An 18,974-nucleotide genomic window follows, 5' to 3' on the forward strand; every position below is an offset into this window, starting at 1 on the left:
ACTCGCCAATCGTGCAGCAAAAGGCACCGGCCGGGGCATCGAGCCCCAGCCGGTGCCAACCCACCCCTAACCCCTCCCTGAAAGGGAGGGGGAATTTGAATGTCGATCCGCCCTAACGCAGGTTGAGCGCCAGGCTGGCGAGGATCAAAGCGGTCAACATCGCCAGGACCTGGATCAGCGTCCAGGGCATGAAGCCGACCCGGTCCATGTCGCGCCGCCCGCGTCGCCGATGCTCGCCGAATCCACTGGCTATCGCGAGCAGGAGGGCGACCGCCGCACCGCCCCATAATTGTTGTTGCATCGTTTCGAAAAACTCCCACATGGCCGAGTGCATCTAGGCAAGGAAATGTCATGCGCCAGACCCTGACCGTGCTCGGCCTTCTCACCACCGCGATCGCGGTGGCCAGCGTCGCGGCGGGAGAGCCACGGACGCAGCGCCATACCATCCAGGACGCCGTGGCCGCCACCGGCCGTACGCCGACGAACGTGGCGCGCGACAAATATCGTCACCCGGTGGAGACGCTGAGCTTCTTCGGAGTCGAGCCGGGCGACACCGTGGTCGAGATCTGGCCGGGCGGCGGCTGGTACACCGAGATCCTGGGTCCGCTCACCGCGGGCAAGGGCACGCTCTACGCCGCGGCGCCCTGGCCGGGCGGCGTGAAGGGCGCACAGACGCTCCAGGCGAAGGACGCGGCCGCCTATAGCCATCTGAAGTTCGCCGCCTTCCCCTGGGCCGAGGGCCAGCCCAAGGTTCCCGACGGCAGCGCCGACGTCGTCCTCACCTTCCGCAACGTCCATAACTGGCGGATGGGCTATCAGCGCGAGGGGCAGGATTATTCGGCGGAGGCCTTCGCGCAGATGTACGCGATGCTCAAGCCCGGCGGCGTGCTCGGCATCGAGGACCATCGCCTGCCCGAGAGCGCCAGCGACGAGCGCGAGAAGAGCAGCGGCTACATCAAGGTGTCGACCGTGCGCCGACTGGCCGAGCAGGCGGGCTTCAAGTTCGTCGCCGCGTCCGAGGTGAACGCCAATCCAAGGGACACCGCAGACTGGAAGGACGGCGTCTGGACGCTTCCCCCGAGCTACCGCCTCAAGGACTTGGATCGCGCCAAATACGAAGCGATCGGCGAGAGCGACCGGATGACGCTCAAGTTCAGGAAACCCTGAAACATTTTTGTTGCAGGCGCGAAATAGTCCACGCTTGGTTAACCATTAACCCGTAGCAATCGGGTCCGTGCCACGCCGGATCCGCTCCTTGCTATCCGTCCTTCGCGACGAGGTCGACAGCTTCGCCAGCACGAGCGAGGAGATCGCCACGCGCACCAATCTCCTCGCGCTCAACGCCGCGATCGAGGCCGCCCGCTCGGGCGAGGCCGGCCGAGGCTTCTCGGTGGTCGCGCAGGAAGTGAAGGCGCTCGCGCAACAGGCGCGGCACGCCAGCCTCGAATTCCGCTCCGAAGTCCGCGAGCGGCTCGCCATGGGCGCCGGCATCGCCGACGAGATGGTCGGCGAGATCGAAGGCACGCGTCTGGTCGAGCTCGCCCAGGCGCTGATCCAGAACGTCACCCGGCATCTCTATGATTGCAGCGTCGACCTCCGCCTGATGGCTTCCGACGCCGAGGTCATCGCCGCGACGCTCGACCCCGCTCCCGAGAAGATCGCCGCCGCCCAGGCGCGCCTTGCGGGCTTCACTCGGACCTCGCCTTATTATCTGAATGCCTTCGTCGCCGATCGCGAAGGGCGGATCATCCTCTCGTCGGATCCCAATGCGCGCGTCCGCCAGACCAACGTCGCCAACGCGTCGCAATTCCTGAAGGCGATGGGCAGCAGCAATGGCGACCAATGGTTCACCGACGAAGTCTGGCAGAACCCCTGGTCCGATCACCGCGCGGTGCTCGTCTTCGTCACCGGCATCCGCCCGCGCGGCGGAGAGGGCCGCCCCGCCGGGGTCTTCTATGTCGAGTTCGACTGGGAAGAGCGTATCCCGGCGATCATCTCGGACCGCTCGCTGTTCGGCGAGCGGGAATGGGCGCGCACGCGCATCTCGATCGTCGACGAGGCCGCGCGAATCGTCGCCGACTCCGCCGGCACGCGCTTCGGCGAGACCATCGCATTGCCCGCCAAGGCCGTCCGCGGCGCGGAAGCGCGCGCCGACACCACGATCGCCTTCGCCACCGCCGCAAGCTATCACGGCTTCGACGGGCTGGGGCTGCGCTGCGTCATCGAGCAGAAGATGATCAGCATGGAGGAGATCCAGGCCGCGCTCGGCGGACTGGGCGAACGCAAGACCCTTTGAACTCCCCTCCCTGCAAGGGAGGGGTTGGGGGTGGGTACAGAAAAGGCCGGGTTCGATGCCCGGCCTTTTCTGTTTCCCAGGAGGCCCGATGAGTGACGGGTCGGGCGTGCCCCGCACGCCCGAGAGCGCCTATCGGCGCCCCATGCCCATCACTTCCCCAATTTCTCGATCTTGTCCTGCAACCGGGCCAGCTCGGCCTTGAGCGCGGCCACGTCGTCTCCGTCCTCGGCCGGTGCGGCGGGCTTGGCTGCGGGAGTGGCGGTGCCCGGCGCGCCCGGCTTGAACGCCTCGGCCGCGGCTTCGAACATCGCCATGTTGCGTTTGGCGATCTCGGCGAAGGGCGAGTTGGCGAAGGCGCCCTCGACCGCCGACTTGAACTGCTCCTGGTTGCGCCGGAAGCTGTCCATCGAGGCTTCGAGATAGCCCGGCACCATCGCCTGCATCGAATCGCCGTAGAGCGAGATCAGCTGGCGCAGGAAGTTGACCGGCAGCATCGATGCCCCGCGCGCTTCCTCCTCCATGATGATCTGGGTCAGCACGTTGTGCGTGATGTCCTCCTCGGTCTTGGCGTCGACGACCTTGAAGTCGCGCCCCTCGCGCGTCATCGCGGCGAGATGATCGAGCGTAATGTAGGACGAGGTTTCGGTGTTGTAGAGCCGGCGGTTGGCGTACTTCTTGATGATGACCGGGCCCGAACCCGTAGCAGCCTTCTTCATGGACACCCCCACGCGTGAATGATGATACCCTAACATCCTTTGCCGCATCGCAACAAGGGCCTCGACCGCTCCCTCTGTTTCTGGAACTGCTGCGCAGCGAAACTGCAGCATCGCCCGAACGACGCGCCGCAGCACTGGCGGGCCTTCGCGCCTATCAGCAGGCGCCGCGCCCCGCCCCGCGCGCGCCGATGCCCGCGCTGGCAAGCGCCGGCCGTGCGGTGCTGCGCGACTATGGCGGCAGCGGCCTGCCGGTGGTGTTCGTACCGTCGCTGATCAACCCGCCGCTCGTCCTCGATCTCGCCGAGGACAATTCGCTGCTCCGCTGGCTCGCCGGGCAGGGCGTGCGCCCGCTGCTCGTCGACTGGGGTACACCCACGCCCGACGACAGCGCGCAGGACGTGACGGCGCATGTCGAGCAGATGCTCCTGCCGCTGCTCGCCGCGCTCGATCGTCCGCCCGCGCTGGTCGGCTATTGCCTCGGCGGCACGATGGCGACCGCCGCGGCCGCCGTCACGAAGACCGCAGGCCTCGTCACGATCGCCGCGCCCTGGAACTTCGCCGCTTATGGCACCGCACTCGAGCCGATCTCGGCGCTGTGGGACCAGGCGCATGCCACCTGCGAACAGCTCGGCCTCGTGCCGATGGAAGTGCTGCAATCGGGCTTCTGGCAGCTCGACCCGAAACGCACCGTCGCCAAGTTCGAGCGCTTCGCGCGCCTCGATCCCGCCAGTGAGGAGGCGCGCGCCTTCGTGACGCTCGAAGACTGGGCCAATGGCGGCGCGCCGCTCACCTTCGCCGCGGGCCGCCAGCTGTTCGACGATTTCTTCGTCGCCGACTTGCCCGGGGGCGGCCGCTGGCGAATCGCCGAGGACGCCGTCGATCCGGCGACGCTGCCCTGCCCCGCGCTCTCCTTCGTCTCCACCACCGACCGCATCGTCCCCGCCGCCAGCGCGGCACGCATCGGCACGGTCCGCGAGCTGGCAATGGGGCATGTCGGGATGATCGTCGGCGGCCGCGCGAAGGGCGCGCTGTGGCAGCCGCTTGCGGACTGGCTAACTGCCTTGCCGCCCACTAGATAGCGCCCAACACTTCCTTCCCGTTCGCCCTGAGCTTGTCGAAGGGCCGCCCTTCTTCTGCGTCCGGCAAGAAGAACGGTGCTTCGACAAGCGCAGCACGAACGGTGTTGAACGCTGAGGAGAACAACATGACCGACATCGTCATCACCGCCGCCAAGCGCACGCCGGTTGGCAGCTTCCTCGGCGCCTTCGCCGCGACTCCCGCGCACGAGCTCGGCCGCATCGCGATCGAGGCGGCGCTCGAGCAGGCGGGCGTGAAGGGCGAGGAAGTCAGCGAAGTCATCCTCGGCCAGGTGCTCACCGCCGCGCAGGGCCAGAACCCCGCGCGCCAGGCGTCGATGGCGGCCGGCGTGCCCAAGGAAGTCCCCGCCTGGGGCGTCCAGCAGGTCTGCGGATCGGGGCTGCGCGCGGTCGCGCTCGCCTATCAGGCGATCGCCACCGGCGACGCGACGATCGTCGTCGCGGGCGGGCAGGAATCCATGTCGATGAGCACGCACGCCCAGTCGCTGCGCCCAGGCACCAAGATGGGCGACCTCAGCCTGGTCGACACGATGATCAAGGATGGCCTGACCGACGTGTTCAACGGCTATCACATGGGCATCACCGCGGAGAATCTCGCCGAGCAATATCAGGTCACCCGCGGCGAGCAGGACGTATTCGCGGTCCGCTCGCAGAACCTCGCCGAGGCCGCGCGCGCGGCGGGCAAGTTCAAGGACGAGATCGCGCCGGTCACGATCAAGGGCCGCAAGGGCGACACCGTGGTCGACCAGGACGAATATATCCGCGCGGGCGCCACGGTGGAGGGCGTCGCCGGGCTGCGCCCCGCCTTCAAGAAGGACGGCACCGTCACCGCCGCCAACGCTTCGGGCCTCAATGACGGCGCCGCGGCGCTGGTGGTGATGCGCCGCGACGAGGCCGAGAAGCGCGGCGCGCCTATCCTCGCCACGATCAAGAGCTGGGCGAGCGCCGGCGTCGATCCGTCGATCATGGGCATCGGCCCGGTCCCCGCGTCGAAGAAGGCGCTCGAGAAGGCCGGCTGGACGATCGCCGATCTCGACCTGATCGAAGCCAATGAGGCCTTCGCCGCGCAGGCGCTGTCCGTCGGCAAGGAGCTCGGCTGGGACGCCGACAAGGTCAACGTCAATGGCGGCGCGATCGCGATCGGCCACCCGATCGGCGCATCGGGCGCGCGCGTGCTCACCACGCTGATCTACGAGATGCAGAAGCGCGACGCCAAGAAGGGCCTCGCCACGCTCTGCATCGGCGGTGGCATGGGCATCGCGATGTGCATCGAGCGCGACTGATCCGCGCGCTGCGGCCTGCCTGAACAAGCGGGCCGTCAGGCCGCGGGGTGAAGATAGTCGGGCTGGAAGTCGGCGACTTCCTTCATCCGCGGCCAGTCGGCGATCCGGATCTCGCGTCCCGTACGCGCGATCACGCCCTCGTCGGTGAGGACGCGCAGCATCCGGTTGACATGGACCGAGGTCAGCCCGGTCGCGTCGCCGATATCCTCCTGCGTCATCGGCAGCATGAAGTGCGCGGGCGACCCCAGCCCGGCCGCCTCGCACTTCGCCGCGAATTCGCAGAGCATGTGCGCAATTCGCATCTTGGCGTCGCGCCGCCCGACATTGAGCACCCATTCGCGCAAGACCGACGCATCGGCCAGGCAGTCGCGCCACAGCGCCTTGCCGATCTCCGGCCGCTCCTCGATCAGCCGCCGCAAATCGCGCATCGGGAAGAACACGACCGCGGCGTCGGTGATCGTCTGGACATTATGATCGGCCTTCTCGAACAGCAGATGCTGGACATCGAGAATGTCGCCCGCGACATGGAACGAGACGATCTGCCGCCCGCCGTCGCTCGCCAGCTTGTGGCGGCACGCATAGCCCTCCACGAGCAGGCAGCATTCGGAGACCAATTGGCCCGTGCTGATGATCGTGGCGCCCGCCTTGAAGTGCTGGGGCCGGAGCGGAAGCGATCTGATGCTATGGATTTCTTCTTCGTTGAGCTTGTTCAGTACCGTCAGCTTGCGCAGCAGGGCATCGAACGGGCCTGCCCGAGAGGAAGCCATCGCCAACTCCATCCAAGGTTGATCCGGAGCAGACGAACGTACGAATGCAGATTAGTTTCCTGCGCTGATGCCGATCATGCCTAGCGGCCGGCGGCTAGTCCCATTTGCGCTCGAACCGCGAACCCAGCCCGGTCAGCAGCTCATATTGCGAGAGCCCGCTCAGCGCCGATGTCTCCGGCAGCGCATAGTCGAGCGCCACCCAGTCGCCTTCCGCCAGCGCCGGTGCCGCGTCGACCGCGATGGCGGTCAGGTCCATCGAGATGCGCCCGATCACCGGCAGCACCACCTCGCCGAGCCGTGCGAGGCCCTTGCCCGAGAAGCAGCGGAGATAGCCGTCGGCATAGCCGAGGTTGAGGATCGCGACTTCCATGTCGCGCGGCGCGGTGAAGGTGGCGTTGTAGCCCACGATCTCGCCCGCTCGCACGCGCCGCCGCTGCACCACCTGCGCCTCGGGCGTGACGACCTGGCGGATCGCAACATGCCCGGCATGCTGCCGCCCGCCGTACAGCGCGATCCCCGGCCGTGTCAGATCGAAGGCGTAGTCGGGACCCAGCGCGATCCCCGCGGAATTGGCGATGCTCAGCCGCCGCGCCGAGGTCCGCCCGCCGAGCGCGGCGAGCGCGGCGCGCTGCCTGCCGTTGAGCGACACGTCCTCGTCGGCGCAGGCGAGGTGGCTCATCAGCGTCTCGATCGCGAGCCCGTCGAGCAGCCCCGCCGCGACGTCCTCCGCCGAGATGCCGAGCCGGTTCATGCCGGTATCGACCATCACGTCGCATGGCCCGCCGCCCGCCTCGCGCCAGCGCCGCACCTGCTCGACCGTGTTGAGCACCGGCCGGGCATTTGCCGGTCGGTCGGCCATGTCCTCGGCCCGCACGCCGTGCAGCACCGAGACCGGCACGCCGAGATCGGCCAGCGCCCGTGCCTCGCTCCACAAGGCGACGAAGAAGTCGCGGCATCCCGCTTCGGCCAGCCGCCGCACGACTTCGCGTGCGCCCAGCCCATAGCCGTCGGCCTTGACCGCCGCGCCGCACGCCGCGCCTTCGCTCATGTCGCGCAGCAGCCGCCAATTGGCGACCAGCGCGTCGCCGTCGAGGCGCAGCCTCAGGGGAGAACAGGTCATGCCAGCGCGGTTAGCGTCTGCCGGGCGTGTGCGCCACCGTCTCCTTCAGGCCCCAGGCGGTCACCGCCAGCGCCATCGCCACCACCGCGAAGGTGTACCAGAGCCCCGAATAGGGATCGCCGGTGCGCGCGACGATGTACTGGCTGATCAGCGGCAGGAAGCCGCCGAAATAGCCGGTGCCGATATGATAGGGGATCGACATCGAGCTGTAGCGGATGCGCGACGGGAACATCTCCGAAAGCAGCGCCGCCACCGGCCCGTAGGTCGCGCCGGAAAGCGCCATCAGCGCCAGGATCGCCAGCACGATGATCGCGATGTTGGCTGGCGGCGGCACCGTCGGGCTGAGCTTGTATCCCGCCGCCGCGAGCGCCGCGTCGAGCCCCGCAGGGCTGGTGTCGGTAACCGGCTGGCCGCCGATCGACACCGTCACCGCGGGCGTCCGGATAGTCCTGTAGGCCACGCCCTTCTTCGAGAAATGGTCGAGCAATTGGCCGCATTCGTCCGCCTGCTTCGACGCGAACGGGTCGTAATGGCATTGCGGGCCCGAGACGATCACCGGCGCGCGCCGCGCCGCCCTGGCCAGGTCGGGATTGGCCGCGCTGCCGATCACCCAGAAGAGCGGGAAGAGCAGCACCAGGGTCAACGCATAGCCCGTGACGATCGGGATCTTTCGGCCGATCCGGTCGGAGAGGTATCCGAAGAACAGGAAGAAGCCGAGCCCCAGGATCGCCGAGCCGCCGGTGATCAGCTGCGCGGCGGTCGGATCGAGCCGCATCGGTCCCTGCAGGAACGACAGTACCGAGAACATCGACGTGTACCAGATCACCGTCAGCCCTGCGGCGATGCCGAACAACGCGACGAACAGCCGCTTGCCGTTGCCGGGATAGGTGAAGCTCTCGAGGAAGGGATTGGCCGCGGTCTCGCCCGCTTCCTTCATCGCCTTGAACACCGGGCTTTCGGAAAGCTTGAGCCGCATCCACAGCGACACGCCGAGCAGCAGGATCGAGAAGAGGAACGGCACGCGCCAGCCCCAGCTGTCCCACACGTCCGCGAGCGCGAACTTGGAGACCAGGACCACCGCGAGGCTCAGGATGAAGCCGCCGACCACGCTCGCCTGGATGAAGCTGGTGTGGAAGCCCGCGCGCCCCGGTGGCGAATGCTCGGCGACATAGATCGCCGCGCCGCCATATTCGCCGCCCAGCGCCAGCCCCTGGCAGATGCGCAACAGGATGATCAGCACCGGCGCGGTCATCCCGATCGCGGCATAGCTCGGCACCAGCCCCACGCCGGCGGTCGCCACGCCCATCAGCGTGATCGTGACGAGGAAGGTGTATTTGCGCCCGAGCTTGTCGCCCAGATAGCCGAACAGCACCGCCCCCAGCGGCCGGAAGCCGAATCCCACCGCGAACCCGGCCCAGGCGAGCAGGGTCTGCAGCACTTCGTTGCCGGCCGGAAAGAAGGTCCGCCCGATGATCCCCGAGGCGGCGAGCGTGCCGTAGATGAAGAAGTCGTACCATTCGAACACCGTGCCCAGCGACGATGCGCTGATCACCAGCCGCATGTCCTTGGCGCTCGGTTCGGCCGCCGCACTGGCCATCTTGCCCTCCCTGTTTGGGGCAGGTGTAGCGCGCCTGTGCGCGGCGGCAAGGGCACGACGCACCCCTCATCGTCATGCCGGACTTGGTCCGGCATCCACTGTGCCGATAAGGAATAATCCTCCCCCGCCAGGGGGAGGATTTGAATGTCGATACGATTTGGCTCCGGGGTGACGATCGGAGAGAGGGCAGCGTCGGCGCCAGATGCCTTGCGCCGCGCGTTCAGTCCGCCAACGTCGCGTTGTCGATCACGAAGCGGTACTTCACGTCGCTCCGCTGCATCCGGTCATAGGCCGCGTCGATGTCCTGCATGGCGATCATCTCGATCTCGGAGACGATGCCCTTCTCGGCGCAGAAATCGAGCATCTCCTGTGTCTCCGCGATGCCGCCGATCAGCGAACCCGCGATCGCGCGCCGCTTGAAGATCAGCGCCGAAACGTCGGGCGAGGGATGCGCATGCTCGGGCACGCCGACCAGGCAGAGCGTGCCGTCGCGCTTGAGCAAAGCGGTGAACGCGTCGAGATCGTGGCTCGCCGCCACGGTATTGAGGATGAAGTCGAAGCTGCCGGCGTGCGCCGCCATTTCGTCCGCGTTGCGCGACACGACGACTTCGTCGGCGCCGAGATCGAGCGCGTCCTGGCGCTTGTTCGCGGAGGTGGTGAACGCCACCACATGCGCACCCAGCGCGTGCGCCAGCTTGATCCCCATATGGCCGAGCCCGCCGATCCCGACGATCCCCACCTTCTGGCCCGGCCCCACCTTCCAGTGGCGCAGCGGCGACCAGGTGGTGATCCCGGCGCACAGCAGGGGCGCGGCCGCCGCGAGCTGCTCGGCCGAATGGCGGATGCGGAGCACGAACTTCTCGTCGACCACGATCCGCTGCGAATAGCCGCCCAGCGTGTGTCCCGGCGCGTCCGGGGTCGGCCCGTTATAGGTGCCGACAAAGCCCGTGCCGGTGCAATATTGCTCCAGCCCCTCGCCGCATTCGGGGCAATGCTGGCAGCTGTCGACCAGGCAGCCGACGCCCACCGTGTCGCCAACGGCGAACTTCGTCACGTCGCCGCCGACCGCCGAGACATGCCCGACGATCTCGTGCCCCGGCACGCAGGGATAGAGCGTCCCGCCCCATTCGGAGCGTACGGTGTGCAGGTCCGAATGGCAGACGCCGCAATAGGCGATCTCGATCTGCACGTCGTGCGGACCGGGCGCGCGGCGCTCGATCGCGATGGGCTCGAGCGGCTTGTCGGCGGCATAGGCGCCATAGGCTTGGACGGTCATATGTTTCTCCGGGATAAGGGATGGTTCAGCGGTTGACGGCGGCCTGGAGGCTCGCCGGATAGCGATCGCCCGCGACCTGGATCGCATCGAGCACGGCGCCGATCTCCTTCAGATCGTCGGCGGTCAGTTCGACCGCCGTGCCGCCGATATTCTCCTCCAGCCGGTGCAGCTTGGTGGTGCCGGGGATCGGCACGATCCAGGGCTTCTGCGCGAGCAGCCAGGCGATCGCGATCTGCGCGGGCGTCGCCTGCTTCGCCGCCGCGATCACGCCGATCCGGTCGACCAGCGCCTGGTTGGCGGCGCGCGCTTCCGCGGCGAAACGCGGGATCTTGTTGCGGAAATCGTCGCTGGCGAGCTCGGTGTCCGCCGTGATCGCACCCGTCAGGAAGCCGCGCCCGAGCGGGCTGAACGGCACGAAGCCGATCCCGAGCTCTTCCAGCACCGGCAATATCTCGACCTCGGGCTCGCGCCACCACAGCGAATATTCGCTCTGCAGCGCCGCCACCGGCTGCACCGCATGCGCGCGGCGGATCGTATCGGCACCCGCTTCGGACAAGCCGAAATGCTTGACCTTGCCCTCGGCGATCAGCGCGGCGACCGTCCCGGCGACATCCTCGATCGGCACTCGCGGATCGACGCGATGCTGGTAGAGCAGGTCGATATGGTCGGTCCGGAGGCGCGCGAGCGCGGCCTCGGTCACCGCGCGGATATTCTCCGGCCGGCTGTCCATCCCGTCCGCGGGCACGCCGCCCGCGAAGCCGAACTTGGTGGCGATCACGACCTCGTCGCGCACGGGCGCCAGCGCCTCGCCGAGCAGATCCTCGTTGGCGAACGGGCCATAGGCCTCGGCGGTGTCGAAGAAGGTCACGCCGCGCTCGACCGCATTGCGGAGCAGCCCGATCGCGTCCGCCCGCGCGGGGGCCGGGCCATAGGCATAGCTCAGCCCCATGCAGCCGAGACCGATCGCCGAGACTTCGAGGCCGCTACGGCCGAGTACGCGCTTCTGCATGGGTCGCTCCATCGATTGGGGAGCCCGTAAGATAGGCCCTGGGTCTGGACCCGATAAGCCGCTAATAGATACATGAAGTAATATCGGAGATTCATGAATGCGGCGCGAAGAGCTGGCCGATCTGGCCGCTTTCATGGCGGTCGCCGAGGAGCGCAGCTTCACGCGCGCCGCCGCCAGGCTCGGCACCTCGCAATCGGCGCTCAGCCATACGATACGCCGGCTCGAGACGCGGCTGGGGGTACGCTTGCTCGCGCGCACGACGCGCAGCGTCGTCGCGACGCAGGCGGGCGAGCGGCTGCTGGCCACGCTGCGCCCGGCCTTGGACGACATCGATGCGGAGATCGCCGCGCTCAGCGAACTGCGCGACAAGCCCGCGGGGACGATCCGGATCACCAGCACCGGCCAGGCGGCCCGCCAGATCCTCTGGCCGGTGCTGGCGCGGCTGCTGCCCGAGCATCCCGACATCCATGTCGAGCTCAGCATAGATTCCTCGCTCACCGACATCGTCACCGAGCGCTTCGACGCGGGGATCCGGCTGAGCGAGCAGGTGGCGAAGGACATGATCGCGGTCCCGATCGGTCCCGATCTGCGCATGGCCGTGGCAGGCGCGCCCGCCTATTTCGCGAGGCGGCCCGCGCCGATCACGCCGCAGGACCTTGCCGGGCACGACTGCATCAACATGCGGCTGCGCACCTCCGGCGGCCTTTATGCCTGGGAGCTCGACAAGGACGACCGCGAACTCAAGGTGCGCGTCGACGGGCAGCTCGTGCTCAACGATGTCGACATGATCGTCACCGCGGCGGTCGCGGGCTTCGGCCTAGCCTGCCTGCCCGAGGACCATTTCGGCGAAGCCTTCGCCGACGGCCGCCTCGTCCGCGTGCTCGAGGACTGGTGCCCGCCCTTCCCCGGCTACCACCTTTATTATCCCAGCCGGCGGCAGGTCACCCCGGCCTTTGCGCTACTGGTCGAGGCGCTGCGCTATCGGGGTTAGGGTCCACGGCACATATCCAACCCCGTCACCCCCGCGAAAGCGGGGGCCCATCTCCGAAATTATCCGCAAACGCACCGGTTCGTTTTTGGCGCTCGGTCAGGAGATGGGTCCCCGCTTTCGCGGGGATGACGACGATGCGCTAAGCCGCGATCGCCTCCAGCGCCTCGCTCGCTTCCATCCACGCCGCTTCGGCCGCGTCGATCCTGTCGGTCAGTTCGGCGCGGCGCTTCATCAGCTCGGTCATGGTCAGCTTGGTCAGCGCCGCATCCGCCGCGGACGGATCGAACATCGCCCGTTCGACCGCGCTGCGCTGCTCGGTCAGCCTGGCCAGCTCGAATTCGGCCGCCTTGGCGACTTTGCGCAACTCGGTGCCCTTCTCGCGCGCCTCGGCGGCGGCGCGACGCGCCTCTTTCTTGTCGGCCTTGGAGAGCTTCGGACCGGCGCCGTCCTTGGAGAGGACGAAGGCGATGTAATCGTCGAGGCTGCCGTCGAATTCCTTGGCGGTGCCCTGGTCGACCAGCACCAGCCGGTCGGCGGTCATCTCGAGCATGTGGCGGTCGTGGCTGACCACCACCACCGTGCCGGTATATTGGTTGAGCGCCTGGATCAGCGCCTCGCGCGCGTCGACGTCGAGGTGGTTGGTCGGCTCGTCGAGGATCAGCATATGCGGCGCGTCGCGGGTGATCAGCGCCAGCGCCAGCCGCGCGCGCTCGCCGCCCGACAGCTTGCCGACCTCGGTCGTCGCCTTTTGTCCGGAAAAGCCGAACCGCCCGAGCTGCGCGCGCACCGCGCTCTGGCTCGCGCCCTTCATCAACACGGTCATGTGCTGGAGCGGCGTCTCGGTCCGGTCGAGCTCCTCGACCTGATACTGAGTGAAATATCCCACCCGCATCTTGCCACTGGCGTTCATCGCGCCTTCCATCGGCGCCAGCTGCGCCGCGAGCAGCCGCGCCAGCGTGGTCTTGCCGTTGCCGTTGCGCCCGAGCAGCGCGACGCGGTCGTCGGGATCGATGCGCAGGTTGAGCCGCTTGAGGATCGGCGTCTCGCCATAGCCGACCGTCGCCATGTCGAGCGTGATCAGCGGCGGTCGCAGCTCGTCGGGATTGGGGAAGTCGAAGGTCAGCGTCGGATCGTCGAGCAGCTCGGCGATCGGCTGCATCTTCGCCAGCGCCTTGGCGCGGCTCTGCGCCTGCTTGGCGGTCGAGGCGCGCGCCGAATTGCGCGCCACATAGTCCTGGAGCTTCTCGCGCTCGGCCTGCTGCTTCGCCCGCGCCGAGGCGAGCTGTGCCTGGCGCTCGGCGCGCTGGCGCTCGAACGCGTCGTATCCGCCCGGATAGAGCGTCAGCTTGCCGCGATCCAAATGGAGGATGTGATCGACGACGTTGTTGAGGAAGTCGCGCTCGTGGCTGACCAGCAGGATCGTCGCCGGATAGGATTTCAGGAAATCCTCGAGCCACAGCACCGCTTCGAGATCGAGGTGGTTCGAAGGCTCGTCGAGCAGCAGCACGTCGGGCTGCGAGAAGAGCAGGCTCGCCAGTGCGACGCGCATTTTCCACCCGCCCGAGAAGCTGTCGAGCGGGCGGTGCTGCGCCTCCTCGTCGAAGCCGAGCCCGACGAGGATCTGCGCCGCGCGGCTCGGCGCGGTATAGGCGTCGATCGCCATCAGCCGCTCGTGCACTTCGCCCAGCCGGTCGGGATCGTGGCTGGTCTCGCTCTCGTGGAGCAGGGCCGCGCGCTCCAGATCGGCGGCAAGCACCGTCTCGAACGGCGTCGCATCGCCCGCCGGAGCCTCCTGCGCGATATAGCCGAGCTTGGCGCCGCGCGGCATATCGACGCTGCCGGTGTCGGGCTCGAGCTGCGACGCGATCACCTTGACGAGCGTGGTCTTGCCCGCGCCGTTGCGGCCGATCAGCCCGATCCGCCCGCGCGGGGGCAGCTTGGCGGTCGCGCCGTCGATGATCGTGCGCCCGCCGAGGCGCACCGTGATGTCGGTCAGGTTGAGCATGATGCGTGGGCGCCTAGCGCATTAAACCGCCATCGTCACCCCAAGGCGCCCTTACTGCGGGAAAGTCGCGCGACCGGCTATAGCTGCGTCCAGGCGCTTCCCTAAAAACCTTTGCGCCTTCGCGCCCTCGCGTGAAATTTTGGATCTTTTCCGAAGATGATTTCGCGCAGAGGCGCAGAGGACGCAGAGACGATCCGGCGCCATGACACCCGACGCCTCCAGCTCCCCAAGGCTGGAATTGGCTACGCTCTCGGCCTCGACCGCACCCTTCTCTGCGCTCTCTGCGCCTCTGCGCGAAATCAATCCAGATTCGGCCGCAGCCAGCGCGTCGCCTGCTCGACGCTGACACCGCGCCGCGCGGCATATTCCTCGAGCTGATCCTGCCCGATCCGCGCCACGCCGAAATATTCGGCCTGGGGGTGGCCGAAATAGAAGCCCGAGACCGCCGCGGTCGGCAGCATCGCGAAGCTGTCGGTCAAGGAGATGCCGGTGCGCTTGTGCGCGTCGAGCATCTTGAACAGCATCGGCTTGAGGCTGTGCTCGGGGCAGGCGGGATAGCCCGGTGCCGGGCGGATGCCGCGATACTGCTCCTTGATCAGCGCCTCGTTGGTCAGCTGCTCGCCCTCGGCATAGCCCCACAGCGCCGTGCGCACATATTGGTGGAGCCGCTCGGCAAAGGCCTCTGCAAGGCGGTCCGCCAGCGCCTTGAGGAGGATGTCCGAATAGTCGTCGATCGCCGCCTTGAAGCGCGCGAGATGCGGCTCGATGCCGTGGATCGAGACCGCGAAGCCGCCGATCCAGTCGCCGTCGCGATCGATGAAGTCGGCGAGGCACATGTTCGCCCGGCCCTCACGCTTGGCGATCTGCTGGCGGAGCATCGGCAGCCGGACATGGCTCTCATCGTCCATATGGACGATGATGTCGTCCTCCTCGCGCGCGCACGGCCACAGCCCCGCCACGCCGCGCGCGGTGAGCCACTTCTCGGCGACGATCTTGTCGAGCATCCTGTTGGCGTCGGCGAACAGCGAGGTCGCGCTCTCGCCGACCACCTTGTCCTCCAGGATCGCAGGATAATTGCCCGCCAGTTCCCAGGCGCGGAAGAAGGGCGTCCAGTCGATATATTTCCTGAGGTCGTTCAGGTCCCAGTCGAGGAACTCGTGCACCCCCGGCATGCGCGGCTTGCCGGGCTTTAGGCTCATGTCCGCCTCGAAGGCGTTGTCGCGCGCCTTGTCGATCGGGACCAATTCGCTCTGCCCGCGGCCGGCGCGCGCGACGCGGACCTGCTCATATTCCGCCGCGACCTTGGCGACATAGTCGTCGCGCTGGGTATCGCTCACCAGCGCCGTCGCGACGCCCACCGCGCGGCTGGCGTCGAGGACGTGGACCACCGGCCCCTTATATGCCGGCTCGATCCGGAGCGCGGTGTGCACGCGGCTGGTCGTCGCGCCGCCGATCAGCAGCGGCATCGTCATCTCCAGCCGCTGCATTTCCTCGGCAACCGTCACCATCTCGTCCAGCGAAGGCGTGATCAGCCCGGACAATCCGATCATGTCGGCGTCGTTCTCGTTCGCCGCCTCGAGGATCTTCGACCACGGCACCATCACGCCCAGGTCGACCACTTCGAAGCCGTTGCACTGCAGCACCACGCCGACGATGTTCTTGCCGATATCGTGGACGTCGCCCTTGACGGTCGCCATCACGACCTTGCCCTTGCCCTTGGCCCCCGGTTCCTTCGAGGCCTCGATGAAGGGCAGCAGATGCGCCACCGCCTTCTTCATCACGCGCGCCGACTTGACCACCTGCGGCAGGAACATCTTGCCCGATCCGAACAGGTCGCCGACCACGTTCATCCCGTCCATCAACGGCCCTTCGATCACTTCGATCGGCCGCGCGAACTGGAGCCGCGCCTCTTCGGTATCCTCGACGACATGCGCGTCGATGCCCTTGACCAATGCATGCTCGAGCCGCCGCGCGACGTCCCAGCCGCGCCATTCGGCGGCCTGCTTCTCGGCGACGGCATCGGTGCCGCGATAGCGCTCGGCGAGGCTGATCAGCCGTTCGGTCGCATCCTCGCGCTTGTCCCAGATCACGTCCTCGCAGGCGTCGCGCAACTCGGGGTCGATCGCGTCATAGACGTCGAGCTGGCCGGCATTGACGATGCCCATGTCCATCCCCGCCTTGATCGCGTGGAAGAGGAACACCGAATGCATCGCGCGGCGGACGGGCTCGTTGCCGCGGAACGAGAAGCTGAGGTTCGATACGCCGCCCGAGATATGGCAATGCGGGCAGCGCGCCTTGATCTCCTTGCACGCCTCGATGAAGTCGATCGCGTAGCGGCGATGCTCGTCGATCCCCGTCGCCACCGCGAAGATGTTGGGATCGAAGATGATGTCCTCGGGCGGGAAGCCGATCCCGGTGAGCAGTTTATAGGCGCGCTCGCAGATCTCGACCTTGCGGTCGCGCGTGTCGGCCTGGCCGACCTCGTCGAACGCCATCACGACCACCGCGGCGCCGTACGCCATGCACTTGCGCGCATGCTCGAGGAACTGTTCCTCGCCTTCCTTCATGCTGATCGAGTTGACGATCGGCTTGCCCGAGACGCATTTCAGCCCCGCCTCGATCACGCTCCATTTCGAGCTGTCGATCATCACCGGCACGCGTGCGATATCGGGCTCGGCGGCGATCAGCTTGAGGAAGGTGGTCATCGCCTCGACCGCGTCGAGCAGGCCCTCGTCCATGTTGACGTCGACCACCTGCGCGCCGTTCTCGACCTGCTGCCGCGCAACCTCGACCGCGCGGGTATAGTCGCCGCCCATGATCAGCTTCTTGAACGCCGCCGATCCGGTGACGTTGGTGCGCTCGCCGATATTGACGAATGTGCCGCTGGCAAGAAATGTCATTGTCAGGCGGCCAGCACCATCGGTTCGAGGCCGGCGAGCATGGTGTGGCCGTTGGCCTTGGGGATGACGCGCGGGGTGGCGTCCTTCACCGCCTCGGCGATGGCCGCGATGTGGTCGGGCGTGGTGCCGCAGCAGCCGCCGACGACATTGACCAAGCCATCGTCGAGCCATTCGCGGACCTGCGCGGCAGTCTCGGCGGCGGCCTCGTCATATTGGCCCAGCTCATTGGGCAGGCCGGCATTGGGATAGGCCATGACCAATGTGTCCGCCTGGGCCGACAGAGCGGCCAGATGCGGGCGAAGCTGGGCGGCGCCGAAGGAGCAATTTAGGCCGATGGTGAGCGGCCGGGCATGGCGGACGCTGGCCCAGAAGCCCTCGACCGTGTGGCCGGACAGGTTGCGGCCCGAAAGATCGGTCAAGGTCATGGAAATCATGATCGGCAGCTCGCGGCCGAGCGCCCGCTCTGCCTCCAGCGCGGCCATGATCCCGGCCTTAGCATTGAGCGTGTCGAAGATCGTCTCGATCAGAACGAAGTCGACGCCGCCCTCGACCAGGGCGTCGATCTGCTCGCGGTAGACGGCTTTGACGGTATCGAAATCGACCTCGCGGAAGGCGGGGTCGTTGACGTTGGGCGACAGCGACAGGGTCTTGTTGGTCGGGCCGAGCGCGCCCGCGACCCAACGCGGCTTGCCGTCCTTGGCGGTCCAGCGATCGGCGACCGAGCGGACGATCTTCGCCGCCGCGCGGTTCATGTCGGCGACGTAGCTTTCCGCGCCATAGTCGGCCTGGCTGATGGCATTGGCGTTGAAGCTGTTGGTTGCCAGCACATCCGCGCCTGCTGCGGCAAAGCGGTCGCAAATCTCCTCGACCAGGCGCGGGCAGGTGAGGTTCAGAAGGTCATTGTTGCCGCGCTGGTCGCGGCTGAGGCCGAGGTCGCCGCCATAGGTGCAGCCGTCGAGCTTCTCGGCCTGGACCAGGGTGCCGTAGGCGCCGTCTTTGACCAGGATGCGTTTCGCGGCTTCGGCGCGGAAGGACTGGGCCGCGCTCATGCCGCTGCCTTCGCCCGCACGCCCAGCAAGTGGCAGATGGCAAATGCCAGCTCGGCTCGATTGAGCGTGTAGAAGTGGAAGTGGCGGACGCCGCCCGAATAAAGCTGGCCGCAGAGCTCGGCGGCGATGGTCGCGGCCACCAGCTGGCGCGCAGCCGGGCGCTCGTCGAGGCCTTCGAACATATGGTCGAGCCAGCCCGGGATCGAAGCGCCGCACTGGCCGGCGAACTTGCGCGCCTGGGCGACATTGGTGACCGGCAGGATGCCGGGAACGATCTCGACGTCGAGGCCCGCTGCGGCGACGCGGTCGCGGAAGTCGAAGAAGCATTCGGCCGAGAAAAAGAACTGGGTGATGGCGCGGTCGGCGCCGGCGTCTATCTTGCGCTTCAAATGCTCGATGTCGGCCTGGGAACTCGCCGCCTCGGGGTGGCATTCCGGATAGCAGGCCACCGAAATGTCGAACGGCGCGACCTTCTTGAGGCCGGCGACGAGCTCGGCGGCGTCCCTGTAGCCGTCCGGATGCGGTTCGAAGCTGGCCCCCGGCTGGGGCGGATCGCCGCGCAAGGCGACGAGATGGCGGACGCCGAGCTGCCAGTAATCGCGGGCGATGGCGTCGACCTCGTCGCGGCTGGAGCCGACGCAGGTCAGATGCGCGGCCGGCGTCAGGTCGGTTTCCTTGAGGATGCGCTCGACAGTGGCGTGGGTGCGCTCGCGGGTCGTCCCGCCGGCGCCGTAGGTGACCGAGACGAAACGGGGGCAGAGCGGGGCGAGCGTCTCGATCGACTGCCAGAGCGTCGCCTCCATCTTGTCGGTGCGCGGCGGGAAGAACTCGAAGCTGAGCTCGATGTCGCCGGCGGCGTCCTCGAACA

At 67.5% G+C, this 18,974-nt stretch carries 16 protein-coding genes; 5 read left to right on the forward strand and 11 right to left on the reverse strand.

From position 1 onward, the window contains the following. Positions 1–112 precede the first annotated feature (112 nt). The gene (locus tag MT490_RS14475) at positions 113–334 is read right to left on the reverse strand and encodes a hypothetical protein (RefSeq protein WP_297389099.1); all 222 of its coding nucleotides are present in this window, start codon (positions 332–334) and stop codon (positions 113–115) included. A 17-nt stretch (positions 335–351) separates the two neighbouring features. Between MT490_RS14475 and MT490_RS14480 the strand changes: the two genes are divergently transcribed. After that, entirely contained in the window at positions 352–1,167 is an 816-nt protein-coding gene (locus tag MT490_RS14480) for a methyltransferase domain-containing protein (RefSeq protein WP_297389101.1), read from the forward strand. 88 nt (positions 1,168–1,255) lie between these two features. Beyond that, positions 1,256–2,296 (forward strand): methyl-accepting chemotaxis protein, encoded by a 1,041-nt coding sequence (locus MT490_RS14485; protein ID WP_297389105.1) that lies wholly within the window; start codon positions 1,256–1,258, stop codon positions 2,294–2,296. Between the two features lie 149 nt (positions 2,297–2,445). On the opposite strand, the gene phaR is transcribed toward MT490_RS14485, so the two are convergent. Beyond that, positions 2,446–3,012, reverse strand: coding sequence for a polyhydroxyalkanoate synthesis repressor PhaR (gene phaR, locus MT490_RS14490; protein WP_297389108.1), 567 nt, complete (start codon positions 3,010–3,012; stop codon positions 2,446–2,448). A gap of 188 nt (positions 3,013–3,200) precedes the next feature. On the opposite strand from phaR, the gene MT490_RS14495 reads away from it, so the two are divergent. Together MT490_RS14495 and MT490_RS14500 are read left to right on the forward strand one after the other, a co-directional pair. Further along, complete coding sequence (locus MT490_RS14495) at positions 3,201–4,091, forward strand: alpha/beta fold hydrolase (protein WP_297389111.1); 891 nt, start codon at positions 3,201–3,203, stop codon at positions 4,089–4,091. A gap of 125 nt (positions 4,092–4,216) precedes the next feature. Then, entirely contained in the window at positions 4,217–5,392 is a 1,176-nt protein-coding gene (locus tag MT490_RS14500; RefSeq protein ID WP_297389114.1) for an acetyl-CoA C-acetyltransferase, read from the forward strand. Positions 5,393–5,427: 35 nt separating this feature from the next. Here the strand turns inward: MT490_RS14500 and MT490_RS14505 are convergent, their stop codons facing one another. The 5 genes from MT490_RS14505 to MT490_RS14525 all read right to left on the reverse strand — a co-directional run bounded on the left by MT490_RS14505 (position 5,428) and on the right by MT490_RS14525 (position 11,161). After that, entirely contained in the window at positions 5,428–6,159 is a 732-nt protein-coding gene (locus tag MT490_RS14505; RefSeq protein ID WP_297389117.1) for a Crp/Fnr family transcriptional regulator, read from the reverse strand. Positions 6,160–6,253: 94 nt separating this feature from the next. Continuing rightward, positions 6,254–7,279 carry an alanine racemase gene (gene alr, locus MT490_RS14510; protein WP_297389120.1) on the reverse strand — a complete coding sequence of 342 codons (1,026 nt, stop codon included), beginning with the start codon at positions 7,277–7,279 and terminating at the stop codon, positions 6,254–6,256. A 10-nt stretch (positions 7,280–7,289) separates the two neighbouring features. Next, positions 7,290–8,876: an MFS transporter gene (locus MT490_RS14515; protein WP_297389123.1), complete on the reverse strand. Its 1,587-nt coding sequence runs from the start codon at positions 8,874–8,876 to the stop codon at positions 7,290–7,292. A gap of 220 nt (positions 8,877–9,096) precedes the next feature. After that, the gene (locus MT490_RS14520) at positions 9,097–10,152 is read right to left on the reverse strand and encodes an NAD(P)-dependent alcohol dehydrogenase (protein ID WP_297389125.1); all 1,056 of its coding nucleotides are present in this window, start codon (positions 10,150–10,152) and stop codon (positions 9,097–9,099) included. 25 nt (positions 10,153–10,177) lie between these two features. Then, entirely contained in the window at positions 10,178–11,161 is a 984-nt protein-coding gene (locus tag MT490_RS14525) for an aldo/keto reductase (protein ID WP_297389128.1), read from the reverse strand. Positions 11,162–11,258: 97 nt separating this feature from the next. Here MT490_RS14525 and MT490_RS14530 point away from each other — a divergent pair, with 97 nt between their 5' ends. Further along, positions 11,259–12,152, forward strand: coding sequence for a LysR family transcriptional regulator (locus tag MT490_RS14530; RefSeq protein ID WP_297389131.1), 894 nt, complete (start codon positions 11,259–11,261; stop codon positions 12,150–12,152). A 139-nt stretch (positions 12,153–12,291) separates the two neighbouring features. Here MT490_RS14530 and MT490_RS14535 read toward each other — a convergent pair whose 3' ends face one another. The 4 genes from MT490_RS14535 to metF form a co-directional block, all read right to left on the reverse strand. Further along, positions 12,292–14,157, reverse strand: coding sequence for an ABC-F family ATP-binding cassette domain-containing protein (locus MT490_RS14535; protein ID WP_297389134.1), 1,866 nt, complete (start codon positions 14,155–14,157; stop codon positions 12,292–12,294). A 299-nt stretch (positions 14,158–14,456) separates the two neighbouring features. Then, positions 14,457–17,057, reverse strand: a complete 2,601-nt coding sequence (metH, locus tag MT490_RS14540) for a methionine synthase (protein WP_297389136.1) — start codon at positions 17,055–17,057, stop codon at positions 14,457–14,459. Positions 17,058–17,059: 2 nt separating this feature from the next. Beyond that, the gene (locus MT490_RS14545; protein WP_297389138.1) at positions 17,060–18,106 is read right to left on the reverse strand and encodes a homocysteine S-methyltransferase family protein; all 1,047 of its coding nucleotides are present in this window, start codon (positions 18,104–18,106) and stop codon (positions 17,060–17,062) included. Further along, a complete protein-coding gene (metF, locus tag MT490_RS14550) occupies positions 18,103–18,951 on the reverse strand; it encodes a methylenetetrahydrofolate reductase [NAD(P)H] (RefSeq protein ID WP_297389140.1) in 849 nt (282 codons plus the stop codon). Before metF ends, MT490_RS14545 begins: the two co-directional genes overlap by 4 nt. Between the last annotated feature and the right edge of the window lie 23 nt (positions 18,952–18,974).

Source organism: Sphingomonas sp. (assembly GCF_026460985.1).
Classification (GTDB): Bacteria; Pseudomonadota; Alphaproteobacteria; order Sphingomonadales; family Sphingomonadaceae; genus Sphingomonas.

Bases quoted from the DNA above. Each gene is read 5' to 3' on its own strand.
- MT490_RS14505 (WP_297389117.1), bottom strand. From the start codon at position 6,159: ATGGCTTCCTCTCGGGCAGGCCCGTTCGATGCCCTGCTGCGCAAGCTG.
- MT490_RS14520 (WP_297389125.1), bottom strand. From the start codon at position 10,152: ATGACCGTCCAAGCCTATGGCGCCTATGCCGCCGACAAGCCGCTCGAG.
- MT490_RS14475 (WP_297389099.1), bottom strand. From the start codon at position 334: ATGCACTCGGCCATGTGGGAGTTTTTCGAAACGATGCAACAACAATTA.
- MT490_RS14545 (WP_297389138.1), bottom strand. From the start codon at position 18,106: ATGAGCGCGGCCCAGTCCTTCCGCGCCGAAGCCGCGAAACGCATCCTG.
- MT490_RS14535 (WP_297389134.1), bottom strand. From the start codon at position 14,157: ATGCTCAACCTGACCGACATCACGGTGCGCCTCGGCGGGCGCACGATC.
- MT490_RS14530 (WP_297389131.1), top strand. From the start codon at position 11,259: ATGCGGCGCGAAGAGCTGGCCGATCTGGCCGCTTTCATGGCGGTCGCC.
- metH (WP_297389136.1), bottom strand. From the start codon at position 17,057: ATGACATTTCTTGCCAGCGGCACATTCGTCAATATCGGCGAGCGCACC.
- alr (WP_297389120.1), bottom strand. From the start codon at position 7,279: ATGACCTGTTCTCCCCTGAGGCTGCGCCTCGACGGCGACGCGCTGGTC.
- phaR (WP_297389108.1), bottom strand. From the start codon at position 3,012: ATGAAGAAGGCTGCTACGGGTTCGGGCCCGGTCATCATCAAGAAGTAC.
- MT490_RS14515 (WP_297389123.1), bottom strand. From the start codon at position 8,876: ATGGCCAGTGCGGCGGCCGAACCGAGCGCCAAGGACATGCGGCTGGTG.
- MT490_RS14495 (WP_297389111.1), top strand. From the start codon at position 3,201: ATGCCCGCGCTGGCAAGCGCCGGCCGTGCGGTGCTGCGCGACTATGGC.
- MT490_RS14525 (WP_297389128.1), bottom strand. From the start codon at position 11,161: ATGCAGAAGCGCGTACTCGGCCGTAGCGGCCTCGAAGTCTCGGCGATC.
- MT490_RS14480 (WP_297389101.1), top strand. From the start codon at position 352: ATGCGCCAGACCCTGACCGTGCTCGGCCTTCTCACCACCGCGATCGCG.
- MT490_RS14500 (WP_297389114.1), top strand. From the start codon at position 4,217: ATGACCGACATCGTCATCACCGCCGCCAAGCGCACGCCGGTTGGCAGC.